Below are 13980 nucleotides of genomic sequence, written 5' to 3'. Positions count from 1 at the left end.
TGATATGGGTATCAATGTAACCAAATCGTATCTGCCTCCCATGGAGGAGTATGTAGGCTACCTGGCGGGTATATGGGAAAGAGCCCACCTTACCAACGCCGGCCCGCTGGTGGTGGAGCTGGAAAAGAGTCTGAAAGAATACCTGGGCGTGAAGCACCTGTTCTTCGTTAACAACGGAACCATTGCCCTACAGATAGCCCTGAAAGCCCTGAACCTGAAAGGGGAGATTCTGACCACGCCTTTCTCCTACGTAGCTACCACCTCCAGCATCGTGTGGGAAGGCAGTGTGCCGGTTTTCGTTGATATTGATCCGCACACCCTTTGCCTTGACCCCACACTGCTGGAAGCGGCCATTACGCCCCAAACGGTGGCTATTATGGCCACGCACGTGTATGGGAACCCCTGCAATGTGGAAGCCATTGCGGAATTGGCTCAGCGCCACGGCCTGCGCGTGATATACGACGCGGCCCATGCCTTTGGGGTAACCTATAAGAATAGCTCCGTACTGAACTACGGGGATATTTCGACTCTAAGCTTTCACGCCACCAAGCTGTTTCATACCGTGGAAGGCGGCGCCATCGTGACTGATAACGACGAGCTGGCCCACAGAATCAGCTACATGCGCAATTTCGGCCACAACGGCCCGGAGGCATTCTGGGGAGTAGGCGTGAACGGCAAAAGCTCGGAGTTCCATGCCGCCATGGGCCTGTGCGTGCTGCCCCGGGTAGATGAGCTAATTCGGCGGCGCCGGGAGTTAAGTGAGCGGTATGATGCGCTACTGGCCGGTACTGGCGTGCTACGGCCGCAGCTTCAGGCGGGTACCACCCGTTACAACTACTCCTATTACCCCACGGTAATGCCCTCAGAACCGGCACTGCTGGCCGTGCGCGACGCCCTGAACGCGGCCGACATCATTCCGCGACGCTATTTCTACCCTTCTCTGAACACGCTGGAATACACGGCCCGGCAGCCGGCTCCGGTATCGGAAGATATTTCGACGCGGGCCCTGTGCCTGCCCCTGTACTACGAGCTGCTGGATGAGGAAGTAGATACCATTTGCCGCGTAATTAAGTCGGTGATGGAGGCGCAGCCAGCCGCTGCTTCGGCCCAGCAGTTGAGCATGGGCTAGGTCGCCTGTCTCAGTTGTTCCGTCATTCATATTTCCTCAGAAAGCCCATGCTGGTTGTAGGTGCCCGTGGCCACGCCATAGAAGTTCTGGAATGTCTGCCGCCGACCCTCACCACGGCCGGGCTGTGCTTCTTCGACGACGTGACGCCCAACTTGGAGTCGCACCTGTTTGGCCGGTTTCCCATTCTGCGCCACGTGGATCAGGCTGCCGAGCTATTCCGGCGTGACCCGGCATTTGTGCTGGGGCTTGGCGGCAGCTACCTGCGCCAGAAGCTGGCCGACAAGTTTCGGGGGCTGGGCGGTCAGCTTACCTCCGTGGTGGCTACTACGGCGCAGATGGGGTGCTTCGAGGTGGAGCTGGAAGCCGGCCTGAATGTGATGCACAACACCCTGGTTTCGAATGCCACGCAGCTGGGCGAAGGCACCCTGATAAATGCCGGTGCGGCCATTCATCACAACGTGGTGGTAGGCCGGTACTGCGAGGTTTCGCCGGGGGCACGGGTGCTGGGCGGCAGTCGCCTGGCCGATTACGTGCTGGTGGGGGCCAATGCCACTATCCTGCCGCGGCTCACGATAGGGGAAGGGGCTCGGATTGGAGCCGGAGCCGTGGTCATTCAGGATGTGCCGGCGGGGGCCACCATAGTAGGCGTGCCCGGCCGAATTGTCCGGCTCGCTGCCGCGGTTGAGTAGGCTGCACGGCTCGCTTCTACTTTACTTAGTGCTTTAATTTTTGCGTATGCCCACAGTAAGCGTCTGCTGCATTACCTACAACCACGAGCGGTTTCTGGCCCAGGCTATTGAATCGGTGCTGATGCAGGAGACCAGCTTTACTGTCGAGCTGATAATTGGGGAGGATTGCTCCACGGACTCTACCCGGCAAATTGCCCTGGATTTTCAGCGGCGCTACCCTGACCGCATCCGGCTGCTGCTGCCGGAAACGAATCTGGGCGTGATGGGCAACTTCCTGGGGACCCTGCAGGCCTGTACCGGTACCTATATTGCCCTGCTGGAAGGCGACGACTACTGGACTAACCCCCATAAATTGCAGCGGCAGGTGGATATTCTGGAAAGCCACCCGGATTGCAACACCTGCATTCACGACGCCGAGGAGTTTATGGATGACAATTCCATTCCGCCCCTGCTGTTCAGCCAGAAGTTCTCGCATATCCTGTCGGCCACTGAGCACGAGTTTACCCAAGGCGACATTGCTCGCCACGGCTGGTTTATCCCGACCGCCTCCATGTTATTCCGTCGCTCGGCGCTGTTCCCGATTCCGGCTTGGGTGAAAGAAGCCTTCAGCGGCGACTATTCCCTGCATCTGCTACTCACGCGCACTGGCAAGGTGTACTACCTGCCCGAGGTAATGTCGCGCTACCGCCTGCACCCCGGCGGCATTATGTCAGCCACCCAGAACAGCCGCATCATTACCCGCAACCAGAAGCAGATTTTCGAGACGGCTCACTACAAGCAAATGGTGGATGCCCAGCACCACGGGCGGTTCAATGAATTTCTGGAGGGCCTGCATTTCGACCAGAGCAAGCGCCTAAAAGAGGAAGGGCAGGTGTGGGCCAGCTATTACAACTACTGCAAAGCCATTTCAGTAGTAGGCCGCGCCCGCACCATCGGGCACCTCAAGCAAATCGTTTATCAGTGGTATAAAAAGCTTACCGCGTAGGTGGCGGCCCCTGACCTCAGAACTTCTCATACATGGAAATTGCTCAGCCCGAACGCGGTATAACAGTACTGATTTGTACTTACAACAGTGCGGCGCGCATCAAAGAAACCCTGCAGGCCTTGGCCCGGCAGCAAGTGGACCCGGCCAAATTTGCGGTGGAAGTGCTGCTGGTGGATAACGCTTCCACCGATGCTACCTCCCAAGTAGCGGCCGATGCGTTTGCAGCGCTGAGCTTTCCATTTCCGTACCGGTTACTCTACGAGGGCAAAAGCGGGAAAAGCCACGCCTTGGAGCAAGGCTTCGCCACGGCCTGCTACGAGTACGTGTGCATTGTGGACGACGACAACTGGCTGGAAGACAATTACCTGTCTATAGCCTGGGATATTATGGAGCATGATCCAAAGATTGGGGCCTTGGGCGGCATTGGCCGGCCTGAGTGCGAAATAACCCCGCCCCAATGGTTTGCCGAATTTGCCGTTATCTACGCCGCCGATAAGCAGGCTACCCACCAGGGTGATATCACCCGGCACCCTAGCTACGTGTACGGCGCGGGCTGCGTGGTGCGCAAGCAAGCCTGGAAAAAAATATACGAAGCTGGCTTCACTTCCATGCTCACCGGGCGCCACGGTGACAAGCTGACTTCCGGTGAGGACAACGAAATGTGCTACGCCTTCGTGCTGGCCGGCTACAAGATTTGGTACGATGAGCGCCTGCGCTTCCAGCACTTTATTCCGGCCAAGCGCCTTACCTGGAACTACGTGGAGCGTATCTTCGCTGGCAATGCCGAGTCGGAGGCGGCCCTGCGGCCCTACCTGGACCACATTCAGGCCCTGCACACTCACGCCCCGGCCGACAAGCCCTTGGTCTGGCTGCGCAACGCCAAGTATGCACTGCAGTATACCGGGAAGTTTCTGGCGCAGGCAGTCAGGAAAAAAGAGTTCTTCCGCGAAGGGGAGCCCGCCGCCATCCGGGTTAGCTTCTACTGGCAGCAGTTTCGGGAGCTGGTAAAAAAGGAGCTGCGCGGTGACCAGAGCTACGCCCAGGTGCAGGCCTTCATCAACCGCCTGCGGGCCCTGGATAACTGAATACATGGGGCTTCTGCTACCCATGCTCTAACCCTTGACTATTGAAAAGTGAACGGAATAACTGCCCTGATTTGCACGCACAACGGCGCTAATCGTCTGACGGAAGCCCTGCGGCACATTGCGGCCCAGCAAACGGGCCCGAATATTCCTTGGGAGGTGCTCATCATCAGCAACGCCTCGTCCGACAACACAGTGGAGGTGGCCCTCTCGTTGCGTGAGCAACTCAACATTCAAGTGCCGTTTCGGGTGCTGGAAGAACCGGTGGCCGGCAAGGAAAACGCTCTTATTCGTGGGTTCAATGAGGCCGCCTACGAGTACATCGTCATCATTGATGACGACAACTGGTTGGCTCCGAACTATTTTTCGCTGGTATACGACATCATGGGGGCTCACCCCCAGATTGGGGTGCTGGGTGCCCACGCCGAAGGTATGTTTGAGGTGCCCGCTCCGGCCTGGTTCGAGGCGTTTCAGGCCGTGTATGCCGTGGGTCCTCAGAACGGCGGCAAGAGTGGCCCGCTGCCTGACCACGAAGGCTACCTGTACGGAGCCGGCTCGGTGGTGCGCAAATCGGCGTGGCTGAAGCTGCTGGCCCACGGCTTCCGCTTCACCACTTCCACCAAGCGCGGCAAAATCATTGTGAGCGGCGAAGACGTGGAGCTGGGCGACGCCATGCAGCTGGCCGGCTATAAGCTTTGGTACGATGACCGGCTGCGCTTCAAGCATTTCATGTTTAAGGAACGCCTGACGTGGAGCTATCTGCTGCGCATTGGCCAGGGCACGGCCTCGTCCCAGCTCACGAGTATTGTGTATTACTTCGTTTTCCGGCACCCTACTCTGACGGAAAAAGACTTCCGTTTTCTTTATAACAAGCGTTTGGTGTGGCTGGCGGCCCAGATGGCCAAGCAGCCCGTTAGGTTGTTTAACGCTACGTTCCGACGTGAAAAAGAAGGCTTGGTAAGCAATTTCGAAACCTTACGTCTGTTCTATAATTTTCAGACTTCATTAAAGCAGCGTGAGGAGGCCGTTAGGGTATTTCACCAGATAAGTGAATTACGCAAGCAGTTTACCAGGCGATAATTCGGGCACTGATCTGCTACATCATAATTTTACCACATGAGTACGTCTGGGTCCAGGATACACATTGCCATAGCGTTTGACGAGAACTACCTGACACCGGTATATACGCTGCTGGCGTCTGTTTTCGATAATAATACGCAGGATACCGTTGTTATCCATGCCATTGTAACCGGGCTTACTGCTGAGCAGCGCGAAGAGGTTCAGCAGTATACCGTGGCCCATAACAGCACCGTGTGCTATTATGATATTGAGGAAAGCTTTGCCCAGGACTTTGTGCTGCCCCCTACGCTCTGGTGGACGGCTTCCATTTATTACCGGCTGATGTTTCCGATGGTATTACCGGCCGCGGTGGACAAGTTCCTCTACCTCGATACCGATATCATCGTGCTGGGCAGGCTGCGTGCCCTGCTTGCCACCGATATGCAGGGCCTGCCCGTAGCTGCCGTGCGCGACTTCGTGGATGCGCGGCCGGAGCTGGGTATTCATGCGCCCAACAGCTACTTTAATTCCGGCGTGCTGCTCATTGACCGGGCCGAGTGGGTGCGACAAGAGGTGACGGAGAAAGTAATAGATTTCATTCGGAACAATGCCGAAAAGCTGATGTATCCTGATCAGGATGCGCTGAACGCGGTGCTGGCTCACAACTGGCTGAAGCTGGATAGCCGGTTTAACCGCATGTACAAGGAAATTCCCAAAGACCAGCCTCGTAAGCAACTCCGGGAGTTCCTGCGTGATACCGTAATCCTGCACTATACCACCCAACACAAGCCTTGGGCGATGCTGGGCGAAAACCGCCTCCGCGACCTGTATTTTGGCTACCTGGAGCGGATACCCAGAAAATACCGCCGCCGCTACGACGATTTTGAGTGGAACCGCCACAAGGTGCGGAAGATGATTGAAATTCGTCTGGGGGAGCTGGCCCTTAACTGCCCGGCCGTATTCACCCAGTGGCTGAAAAGGTAACCCTTTGACCCGGACCAGCCCCGGCACGTTTCGGAGCCCGTCAATAGACTGATGAAATAACCCAGACTAGATTATCACCGATGCTTGCTAAAATAACCAACCGTGTGGCCGCCAAACGCCGCTTCGAGGCCAAGCGCCGCCAACTGCGCCTAATTCGTAACCGCGACTTCACCATTCTATCGAATGACTGCTGGGGAGCTGAGGTCTACAAATACGTAGGGCTGCCTTTCAACACGCCTTTTATCGGGTTGTTTCTGATGGGGCCTTGTTACCTAGAGTTGCTACGTGACCCTCAGCATTATCTGAGCCAGGAGCTTGTATTTCAGCAAACCTCGCGCTACGACGAGATAAACAAGATTCGGCAGACCAACCCTTATCCGCTGGCCACGTTGGGCGGCAAGATTGAGGTGGATTTTCTGCATTATCATTCTGAAGAAGAAGCCCGCGGTAAATGGCAGCGCCGCGTGGCCCGCATCAACTGGAATAACCTACTCGTTAAGTTTGACGGTAGCAAGGACGGCGCTACGCCCGAATTAGTGCGCGAGTTTGCTCAGATGCCGTACGCGCGGCTGCTTCTGCTGAAGGAGCCCGTACCCGGCGCCGAACAGGCCGTGGTAGTACGCAACTACACCACTAACGGGGCTCATATGTTTCAAAAATCACTGCCTGATTATGACTTGGTTAATTGGCTCAACACCGGTAACCCCGCCTTTACCATCGGGAGTTGGCTTGCACACAAACTGCTGGGCGTAGGTCAATGATTATTTTTAAACATATTTGATTGCAAGTAAAATTTACGAATTGAAGAAATTTTTTATATTCATATACTATTAATTATTGTATTTTGCTATATAATATGGTAAGGAAATTATTTTACTGCTTTTATTACTAAAGTTATCTGTCGACGAAATAGGGCTTTACTTGAAACTTTCTTTGTAGAATTGTGTGATGAAAAAAATAATTGATCTTGCAATAGCTAAATTATCCAGGGTATTACCGGCTTGGGAAGCGAATAATGCAATAGTCGCTTCTTCTGATCAGGCTGCGCACCAGTACACGTTGCCAGTCAATATCAATGCAATGACGGAAGAGGTTGCTGCTCATTATAAAAATATGGTCAGCATTGCTCCCAAATCAATAGCTGCATTACACTTGTATACAGTTGCCAATGCGTATGTATCTTGGCACGGCGCTATGTTTCGTGATCTTAGGCTTTTCAAACCTGAGATGTCGCCTGATGTTGATGGTTTCTTCAGGGATAGTTTCCTGCTTAAGCAGTGGTTGCAGCCAAAGAAAATCCGTCGCTACGACGAAGCAGCGCTGGTGCATGATATCTGGTCGGCGCAGAATTACTATCATTGGCTGGTAGAGTCATTGCCGCGGTTACTGGTTCTGCGGAAATATTATCCAACCATCGGCTTACTAGTACCGGAGCCAACGCCTTCTTTTATTAAAATTACTGCCTCGTTGCTGGGATTTGAGAAGCTCATTCCTATCAAAAAGGATGAAATAGCGCAGGTACAATCTTTGATTGTCCCGGAGAAAAGACGCTACCTAGAGATGGCTCTTGAGGATACTACAAATAAGCCGGGTGAATTTAGCCTGTCTACGGTGCGCGATGAGTTAATGCAACATCTTGATACGCCAAGCCGCTTACCATACAGGCGGATTTACGTCTCGCGCGCAAAGCAGAAAGTACGCCGGGTATCCAATGAGGCAGCTGTTGAGCAAGTATTAAAGAAACATGGTTTCGAAACTGTCTTTTTTGAGGATTTGAGCATTCAACAGCAAATGGAGCTCATGCGGGAAACAGCAATAATGGTCGGCCTGCATGGCGCTAATCTGACTAATCTAATGTTCCTGCAGCCCGAAGCAAAAGTTGTGGAGCTCATTAATTTAGACTCGGAGAAATATTTGTTTTACTTTTTCTTAGCCTCGTATTTTAATATCTCCTATTATGCCGCAACTTGTCGCTCGGCCACGGGTGCAGTAAATAACCAAGTTGATGTAGTAGTAGATACTGATGAGCTGGATGCAGTAATTGCTGCCACGCTTTTCAAGCCGACGACGCCAGCTCTTATGGAGTAAGTCAGCATAGCTGCCTGCTGCGCAGGTGTCTGGACGTACGCGTCGTGAAGAATTTGCGCGTATGCTTACCTGCTTAAGGTAACGGGCAGACAGGGGATGGAAGAAGAGAGGATAAGAGGGGGTTTCAGCCGGGTACCGTACCTTTACAGTATTATGCCCACTTCCGCGTCGCCCCTCGTGTCCGTGATTATCCCCGTGTTTAACGCTGGGGAGTACTTGCGACCTGCCATTGACAGTATTCTGCAGCAAACGCTCCAGGACTTCGAGCTGATCATTGTGGACGACTGCTCTCGCGACGAAAGCTTGAGCGTGGCCCGCAGCTACGAAACCGACCCGCGGGTGAAAGTGCTGGCCAATGCCCAGAACCGGGGCCGCTCTTTCTCCGACAATTATGGCGCCGAGTTTGCCTGCGGCAAGTACATTGCCAAGATGGACGCCGACGATGTGGCTCTGCCGCACCGCCTGCAAACCCAAGTCGACTTTCTGGAGCAGAACCCCTCGGTGGGTCTCACAAGCAGCTTCATGCAGTGCTTCGGCGAGTCGGACATCGTGTATGAGTACCCGGTTTCGGCCGATGCCGTGCGCAGCTTTATGCTGTTCAATATGCCGGTGGCCAACCCCACGGCCTTTTTCCGCCGCTCCCTGCTTCAGGAGCACGGCCTGCGTTACGACGACACGATTCAGGATACCTTCGGGGAAGACTACGAGTTTATTGCCCGCGTGGCGCAAGTGGTGGATATCGTGAATCAGCCCGAGATTCTGCTGCACTATCGCACGCTGCCTCAAACCTTAAAGGCCGACGTGCACGCCCGCCGCAACGCCAAGTCGAACCAGATCCGGGAGCGGCAGCTGCGCGTATTCGGTATCCCGTTTACGGAGCGCGAACTGCTGGTACACAATACCATCTCCTATTTTCCCTTTACCCTCGGCGATATTACCCTAGCTGAGGTGCACACTTGGCTCTGGAAACTAAACGCCTTCAATCAGGAGCGGCGCTATGCTGACCCCGCCGCCATGTTGCGGTGCGTAGCCGAACGGTGGTTCCTGACCTGCTACCTCAACCCTGATAAGCGCACCAACTCCCTGCGGGAGTTCCAGCGCTACTCCTTGGCCGGACATTACCGGCCCACGGCCAAGCTGCGGGGTAAATTTCTGCTGAAAAGCTATATCCTGCGGCATTTTTAGGGGGCCTGCGTTTGTCTATGATTTCTTCTGCTGCGCCTACGCGCAAAAATATTCTACTGCTCATCCCGCAACTCACCTACGGGGGAGCCGAGCGGGTATTTCATGATCATGGCCAGCAACTGGCCCGCCACCACCACGTGGTGGAGTGCGTGTTCAGTAGCCAGACAGAGGTGGCTTTTCCCACCCGCAATACCTTAGTGGCCTTGGATATAGCAGCCGGGGCTGGCATAGTGGGCAAGCTGCGCAGCTTCGTGCAGCGCATTCGGCGAGTCAGGAAATTGAAGCAGGAGCACCGCATTGATGTTTGTATCAGTCACTTGGAAGGTGCCGACTATCTCAATTTGCTCAGCAAAGGCCCCGAGCAGGTGCTGCTGTGCATTCACAACTCCAAGCGCCACGACCCCAATATTCGTGGAGTTCTGGGCTGGCTGCGTCGCCAGGTGCTGATGCCCTGGCTCTACCGCTCGGCCGATTACGTGGTGCCCGTGAGCCGCGACCTACGCCAGGAGATGATTGAGATGTTCGGTCTGCCCCCGCAGAAGGTGGTGACGGTCAATAACTTCTTCGATGTGGAAGGTATTCGGCGGTGTAGTCAGGAGCCGCTGGGTAAGGCCGAGCAAGCCTTATTCAGTGAACACCCAGTGCTGATTACGGCCGGCCGCTTGGCCCGCGAGAAAAATCAGGTCGCTCTGCTCCAAGTGCTGCATACGCTACGTGCCACCGGCTACTCGGCCCCCAAGCTGGCCCTACTCGGCGACGGCCCCCTGCGCGCTGATTTGCTGCAACGCGCCCAGGAACTGGGCCTGCGCTGCTGGCAGGTGTGGGATGGGGAGCCCCTAACGGCAGCCTACGACGTGTACTTTTTCGGCTTTCAAAGCAATCCTTTCCAGTACATTGCCCGCGCGATGGTTTCGCTGCTGTCCTCGTCTACGGAAGGCTTTCCGATGGCTTTGTGTGAAGCTATGGCCTGTGGCGTACCCGTGGTATCGACAGATTGCCCCACCGGACCACGTGAAATACTAGCGCCCCAAACTCTGGCCAGCCAGTATGCCCAGGCACCGGAATGGGCCGAGTTCGGAATTCTGTTGCCTCTGCTGGGTACGGCTGAGGCCTTAGGCCATAGTGCTCCGGTATGGGCCGACACGCTGAGCCGCTTGCTGGCCGATTCGGCTCAGCGCACGCACTACGCAGCACAGGCTTACTCCCGGGTGCAGGATTTTGCCCCTGCCAAGATTATGCAGCAGTGGGAAAACCTGCTTAACAAACCTACTAAATCATGAAGCTGCGCCACGTAATTGTCTACGTCTACAATAGCTTTGACGATCCTCTGTTTAAAGGTAATTTGCTGTTATTCCTGCAGCATGTTGGCCGGCAGCAGCCCGATCTGCGGCTGCACCTCATTACCTACGAACAACAGGATTACGCCCTGAATGAGGAGCAGGTCGCGCAGGTGCGGAGTAATCTGGCCACTTATAACATTGAGTGGCATCCGCTTCAGTGGCATTCCGGAAACTTCAAGCTCATCAAGAAAGCCTATGATCTGCTTGTGGGTTTCCTACTGGTGCTTAAACTGCGTATCGTGGTAGGGGCCCGCAGCATCGGGGGATTGGGCACCGTGGCGGGTTCATTTGCCTTTATGATGGCCAAAGTGTTGGGGTTGCGCTACTATGGGTACCAATATGAGCCCCATAGCGAGTTCATGCTTGACTGCCACGTGTGGCCTAAGTCAAGTTTAGCTTACCGGGGGTTGAATTACATGGAGCGGGTGTCGGGAATGAACGCCGATATTCTCTCCACTGGCACCGTACACATGGTGAACCGCCTGCAAGAGTGGGGGACTACGGCCAAGGTGTACAGGCTGCCGAGTTGCGTTGATGAAACCAAGATCTTCTTCCGGCCCGAGGGCCGCCAGCGGATTCGCGCCCACTATGGCATTCCAGCCGATAAGCAGGTAGTGCTCTACTTGGGTAAGTTCGGTGGTATCTACTACGACCGGGAAATTGCGGTGCTCTTCCGGGTGTTTCTGCAGCACAACCCCAAGTTGTTTTTCCTCATTGTATCGCCGGACGCCCCGGCCCACATTGCGGGTCTGATGCAGGCTGAGGGGCTGCCTGAGGCTAGTTACACCATTACGCGCAGCCCCTATGAGCAGGTGCAGGATTACATTTCGGCCGCCGATTTCGGGGTAGTAGCTGTCCCGTCGTTGCCGTCCCAGAAATTCCGCTCCCCCATCAAAGTGGGCGAATACCTGTGCTGCGGCCTGCCTTACCTAGTATGCGCCGGCGTATCGGAAGACGACTTAGTGGCCGAAAAGTACGACGTAGGCGTAGTCGCGAATAATTTTTCGGAGGCTGAGGCGCACCGGGTGTATCCGCAGGTGGAGCAACTGCTAAATCAGGAGAAAACCCAACTGCGCGAAAAGTGCCGGGCGGCCGGCATCGCCTATCGTGGCCTGAGCCAATACCTAGCCACCGCCGATACCATATTTGCCCAGTTATAAGTTGGCTTCATGGACAGTAGCGCTATAACCATAAAGGGAAGTTGTGCATACTGCTCCTTTAGTACTGGAGCTTTAACCGATTATAAAAAGCAGTAAGCCCGCGCTAATAAGTTGAAAGAGTAATAACAAGGCTCATAAAACCTAACCTAGTCTGATTTAAATTAGGTTTTCTACCCCGAAGTGGCTGAGCAGATCTTGGGAGCTTACCACGGTATAAGACGGTGCCTGGGACAGTACCACCTCTATCAACCCGGGAGACAAGTTGGCCCTCACCAGTTCGGGGCCGACTGTCCGCTGTACAGCAGGTAGTTTACGGGTCCAATGGCGAGAAATTCCTGCACGTCGTGGACGACATTACCGGTATGACGCAATTGCTCGGTGACGGTGAGCTATTGGGTGGCAACCTGTGCCAGTCCGTAATCGGTGACTTTCTAGATGTGCGCATTGAGTGCAGCCACTACCACACCAGCAGGTCCCACCAGCGCATGAATGCCTGTGTGTCTATGAATAAAAACTTGATAAATATGGAGGCCTTAGTTGTACTATAGGAGAGTTTGCGTCCCCAAACCTGAATTTTCAAACCTATCGTGACTGAACCTACTGCGCGCCCTTTCTTCTCCATTGTCAGTCCTGTATACCGGGCCGATATACTGCTGCCGGAACTGGTAACCCGCATTACCCGCAGCATGACGACCATCACGGCCGATTTCGAGATTATTCTGGTCGATGACCGTAGTCCTGATAGCTCCTGGGCCAGCATTGAGGATCAGGTAGGCCTAGACTCACGGGTGCTAGGGCTGCGCCTGAGCCGCAACTTCGGGCAGCACCGCGCCATTAGCGCAGGTCTCGATTTTAGCCGGGGCGAGTGGGTGGTCGTAATGGACTGTGACCTGCAGGACCAGCCCGAGGAAATTCCGGCGCTGTTTGCTAAGGCACAGGAAGGATTTGAGATGGTACTGGCTCGTCGGCACGAGCGTCAGGATACTTTCTTCAAACGACTGTTTTCACAGATGTTCTATGGGACGTTAGGCTACCTCACTGGCTCCCGCCAGGATAGCGCTATTGCTAACTTCGGCATCTACCACCGCAAGGTTATCAACGCTATTTGCACCATGCGGGAGAGTGCACGCTACTTTCCTACAATGGCCCGCTGGGTCGGGTTTCGCGTAGCGACCCTCAACGTGGAACACGCCGAGCGGGCCGCAGGCAGCAGTAGCTATAACTTTAAGCGACTGATAAATCTGGCGCTGGATATTATTTTGGCTTATTCCGATAAGCCTCTGCGTCTAACAGTAAAATTTGGCCTGCTCGTGTCCGCTACTTCGTTTCTAGGCGCCATTTACATGCTCATCCGGGCAGCCGAGGGTAAAATTCAAGTACTGGGCTACGCCAGCCTTATTGTATCCATTTGGTTTTTCTCGGGTATAATAATTTTGATCATGGGCGTTCTTGGCTTGTACTTGGGCAAAACCTTTGAGGGGGTCAAAAACCGTCCGATCTATGTAGTCGATGAGTTTATTGGCGCCAATGCTACTTTGCCGCCGCGCATATGAGCAAATTTCTACAACTTTTACCTTGGGATAGTGAATTTCTGGGCTTTTCCGTGGGGCGGCTGCTGTCAACAACACCAGTGGCCGAGTTACCGGCCCTATTGGAGCAAGCTCGACAGGACGGTTACCGCCTGCTAAACTGGGCCGTGCCGCCTGAAGATGCGGCGGCTAATGCGGCGGCCTGCGCCGCGGGTGGCTTTCTGGCCGATGAAAAAATAACCTACGCCATGCGGATTGAGGAAGTCCCGACCGAGCTACCGGCCGGGGTGCAGCCTACTACCACGCTCACCTCCCAACTCACCGCGCTGGCGCTACAGGCGGGCCATCGGTCGCGCTACCAAACCGACCCGCGGTTTGAGCGAGATGTATATCAGCGCTTGTATTCGCTTTGGATTGCCAACTCCCTTGAGGGCGAAATGGCCCGAGAGGTGCTGGTATTCCGCCCTGATGCGAGTGCTGCAGAAGCAGGTTTGCTCACGCTGGGCATCAAAAATACCCGTGCCGATATCGGCCTGCTAGCCGTAGATGCACAGGTGCGTGGACAGGCCATCGGGGCGCGCTTACTAACCGCCGCTCGCCAGCGCACCCGGGCCTGGGGCTTTGATGCCTTGCAGGTGGTAACCCAACGGGCCAATGTTGGGGCATGTCGATTTTATGAGCGGTGCGGTTTCACCCCCGATGTGGTGGAAAATATATACCACCTCTGGTTGTATTAGCGTCCCTAATGAT

General features: G+C 54.9%; 13 protein-coding genes. All 13 read left to right on the top strand.

Translation table 11 applies throughout. From position 1 onward, the window contains the following. The first annotated feature begins 4 nt into the window (after positions 1-4). A complete protein-coding gene (locus tag ABIB60_RS11260; RefSeq protein WP_354579943.1) occupies positions 5-1129 on the top strand; it encodes a DegT/DnrJ/EryC1/StrS family aminotransferase in 1125 nt (374 codons plus the stop codon). A gap of 47 nt (positions 1130-1176) precedes the next feature. Next, positions 1177-1818 carry a PglD-related sugar-binding protein gene (locus tag ABIB60_RS11255; protein ID WP_354579942.1) on the top strand — a complete coding sequence of 214 codons (642 nt, stop codon included), beginning with the start codon at positions 1177-1179 and terminating at the stop codon, positions 1816-1818. 46 nt (positions 1819-1864) lie between these two features. Then, the gene (locus ABIB60_RS11250) at positions 1865-2803 is read left to right on the top strand and encodes a glycosyltransferase (RefSeq protein WP_354579940.1); all 939 of its coding nucleotides are present in this window, start codon (positions 1865-1867) and stop codon (positions 2801-2803) included. 32 nt (positions 2804-2835) lie between these two features. Then, positions 2836-3888 carry a glycosyltransferase gene (locus ABIB60_RS11245; RefSeq protein WP_354579938.1) on the top strand — a complete coding sequence of 351 codons (1053 nt, stop codon included), beginning with the start codon at positions 2836-2838 and terminating at the stop codon, positions 3886-3888. A gap of 48 nt (positions 3889-3936) precedes the next feature. Continuing rightward, a complete protein-coding gene (locus tag ABIB60_RS11240) occupies positions 3937-4965 on the top strand; it encodes a glycosyltransferase (protein ID WP_354579937.1) in 1029 nt (342 codons plus the stop codon). Positions 4966-5001: 36 nt separating this feature from the next. Continuing rightward, positions 5002-5928 carry a glycosyltransferase family 8 protein gene (locus tag ABIB60_RS11235; RefSeq protein ID WP_354579935.1) on the top strand — a complete coding sequence of 309 codons (927 nt, stop codon included), beginning with the start codon at positions 5002-5004 and terminating at the stop codon, positions 5926-5928. An 80-nt stretch (positions 5929-6008) separates the two neighbouring features. Next, positions 6009-6689 carry a DUF1919 domain-containing protein gene (locus ABIB60_RS11230; protein WP_354579934.1) on the top strand — a complete coding sequence of 227 codons (681 nt, stop codon included), beginning with the start codon at positions 6009-6011 and terminating at the stop codon, positions 6687-6689. Between the two features lie 187 nt (positions 6690-6876). Continuing rightward, positions 6877-8016: a glycosyltransferase family 61 protein gene (locus ABIB60_RS11225; protein ID WP_354579932.1), complete on the top strand. Its 1140-nt coding sequence runs from the start codon at positions 6877-6879 to the stop codon at positions 8014-8016. A 153-nt stretch (positions 8017-8169) separates the two neighbouring features. Beyond that, positions 8170-9201, top strand: a complete 1032-nt coding sequence (locus tag ABIB60_RS11220; RefSeq protein WP_354579930.1) for a glycosyltransferase family 2 protein — start codon at positions 8170-8172, stop codon at positions 9199-9201. 17 nt (positions 9202-9218) lie between these two features. Beyond that, entirely contained in the window at positions 9219-10481 is a 1263-nt protein-coding gene (locus ABIB60_RS11215; protein ID WP_354579928.1) for a glycosyltransferase, read from the top strand. Then, positions 10478-11701, top strand: coding sequence for a glycosyltransferase family protein (locus ABIB60_RS11210; protein WP_354579926.1), 1224 nt, complete (start codon positions 10478-10480; stop codon positions 11699-11701). The genes ABIB60_RS11215 and ABIB60_RS11210 overlap by 4 nt, the downstream gene beginning before the upstream one ends. Before the next feature lie 587 nt (positions 11702-12288). Next, positions 12289-13254, top strand: a complete 966-nt coding sequence (locus tag ABIB60_RS11205; protein ID WP_354579925.1) for a glycosyltransferase family 2 protein — start codon at positions 12289-12291, stop codon at positions 13252-13254. Next, on the top strand, positions 13251-13967 hold the full coding sequence (locus ABIB60_RS11200; protein WP_354579923.1) for a GNAT family N-acetyltransferase: 717 nt from the start codon (positions 13251-13253) through the stop codon (positions 13965-13967). Before ABIB60_RS11205 ends, ABIB60_RS11200 begins: the two co-directional genes overlap by 4 nt. Positions 13968-13980 lie beyond the last annotated feature (13 nt).

Source organism: Hymenobacter sp. UYP22 (genome assembly GCF_040547285.1).
Taxonomy (GTDB): domain Bacteria; phylum Bacteroidota; class Bacteroidia; order Cytophagales; family Hymenobacteraceae; genus Hymenobacter.
This window is presented reverse-complemented; position numbering and strand designations above follow the sequence as displayed.

Excerpts from the sequence above, each read along its gene's own strand:
- ABIB60_RS11260 (WP_354579943.1), top strand. The coding sequence starts at position 5 with ATGGGTATCAATGTAACCAAATCGTATCTGCCTCCCATGGAGGAGTAT.
- ABIB60_RS11255 (WP_354579942.1), top strand. The coding sequence starts at position 1,177 with ATGCTGGTTGTAGGTGCCCGTGGCCACGCCATAGAAGTTCTGGAATGT.
- ABIB60_RS11250 (WP_354579940.1), top strand. The coding sequence starts at position 1,865 with ATGCCCACAGTAAGCGTCTGCTGCATTACCTACAACCACGAGCGGTTT.
- ABIB60_RS11245 (WP_354579938.1), top strand. The coding sequence starts at position 2,836 with ATGGAAATTGCTCAGCCCGAACGCGGTATAACAGTACTGATTTGTACT.
- ABIB60_RS11235 (WP_354579935.1), top strand. The coding sequence starts at position 5,002 with ATGAGTACGTCTGGGTCCAGGATACACATTGCCATAGCGTTTGACGAG.
- ABIB60_RS11230 (WP_354579934.1), top strand. The coding sequence starts at position 6,009 with ATGCTTGCTAAAATAACCAACCGTGTGGCCGCCAAACGCCGCTTCGAG.
- ABIB60_RS11225 (WP_354579932.1), top strand. The coding sequence starts at position 6,877 with ATGAAAAAAATAATTGATCTTGCAATAGCTAAATTATCCAGGGTATTA.
- ABIB60_RS11220 (WP_354579930.1), top strand. The coding sequence starts at position 8,170 with ATGCCCACTTCCGCGTCGCCCCTCGTGTCCGTGATTATCCCCGTGTTT.
- ABIB60_RS11215 (WP_354579928.1), top strand. The coding sequence starts at position 9,219 with ATGATTTCTTCTGCTGCGCCTACGCGCAAAAATATTCTACTGCTCATC.
- ABIB60_RS11210 (WP_354579926.1), top strand. The coding sequence starts at position 10,478 with ATGAAGCTGCGCCACGTAATTGTCTACGTCTACAATAGCTTTGACGAT.
- ABIB60_RS11200 (WP_354579923.1), top strand. The coding sequence starts at position 13,251 with ATGAGCAAATTTCTACAACTTTTACCTTGGGATAGTGAATTTCTGGGC.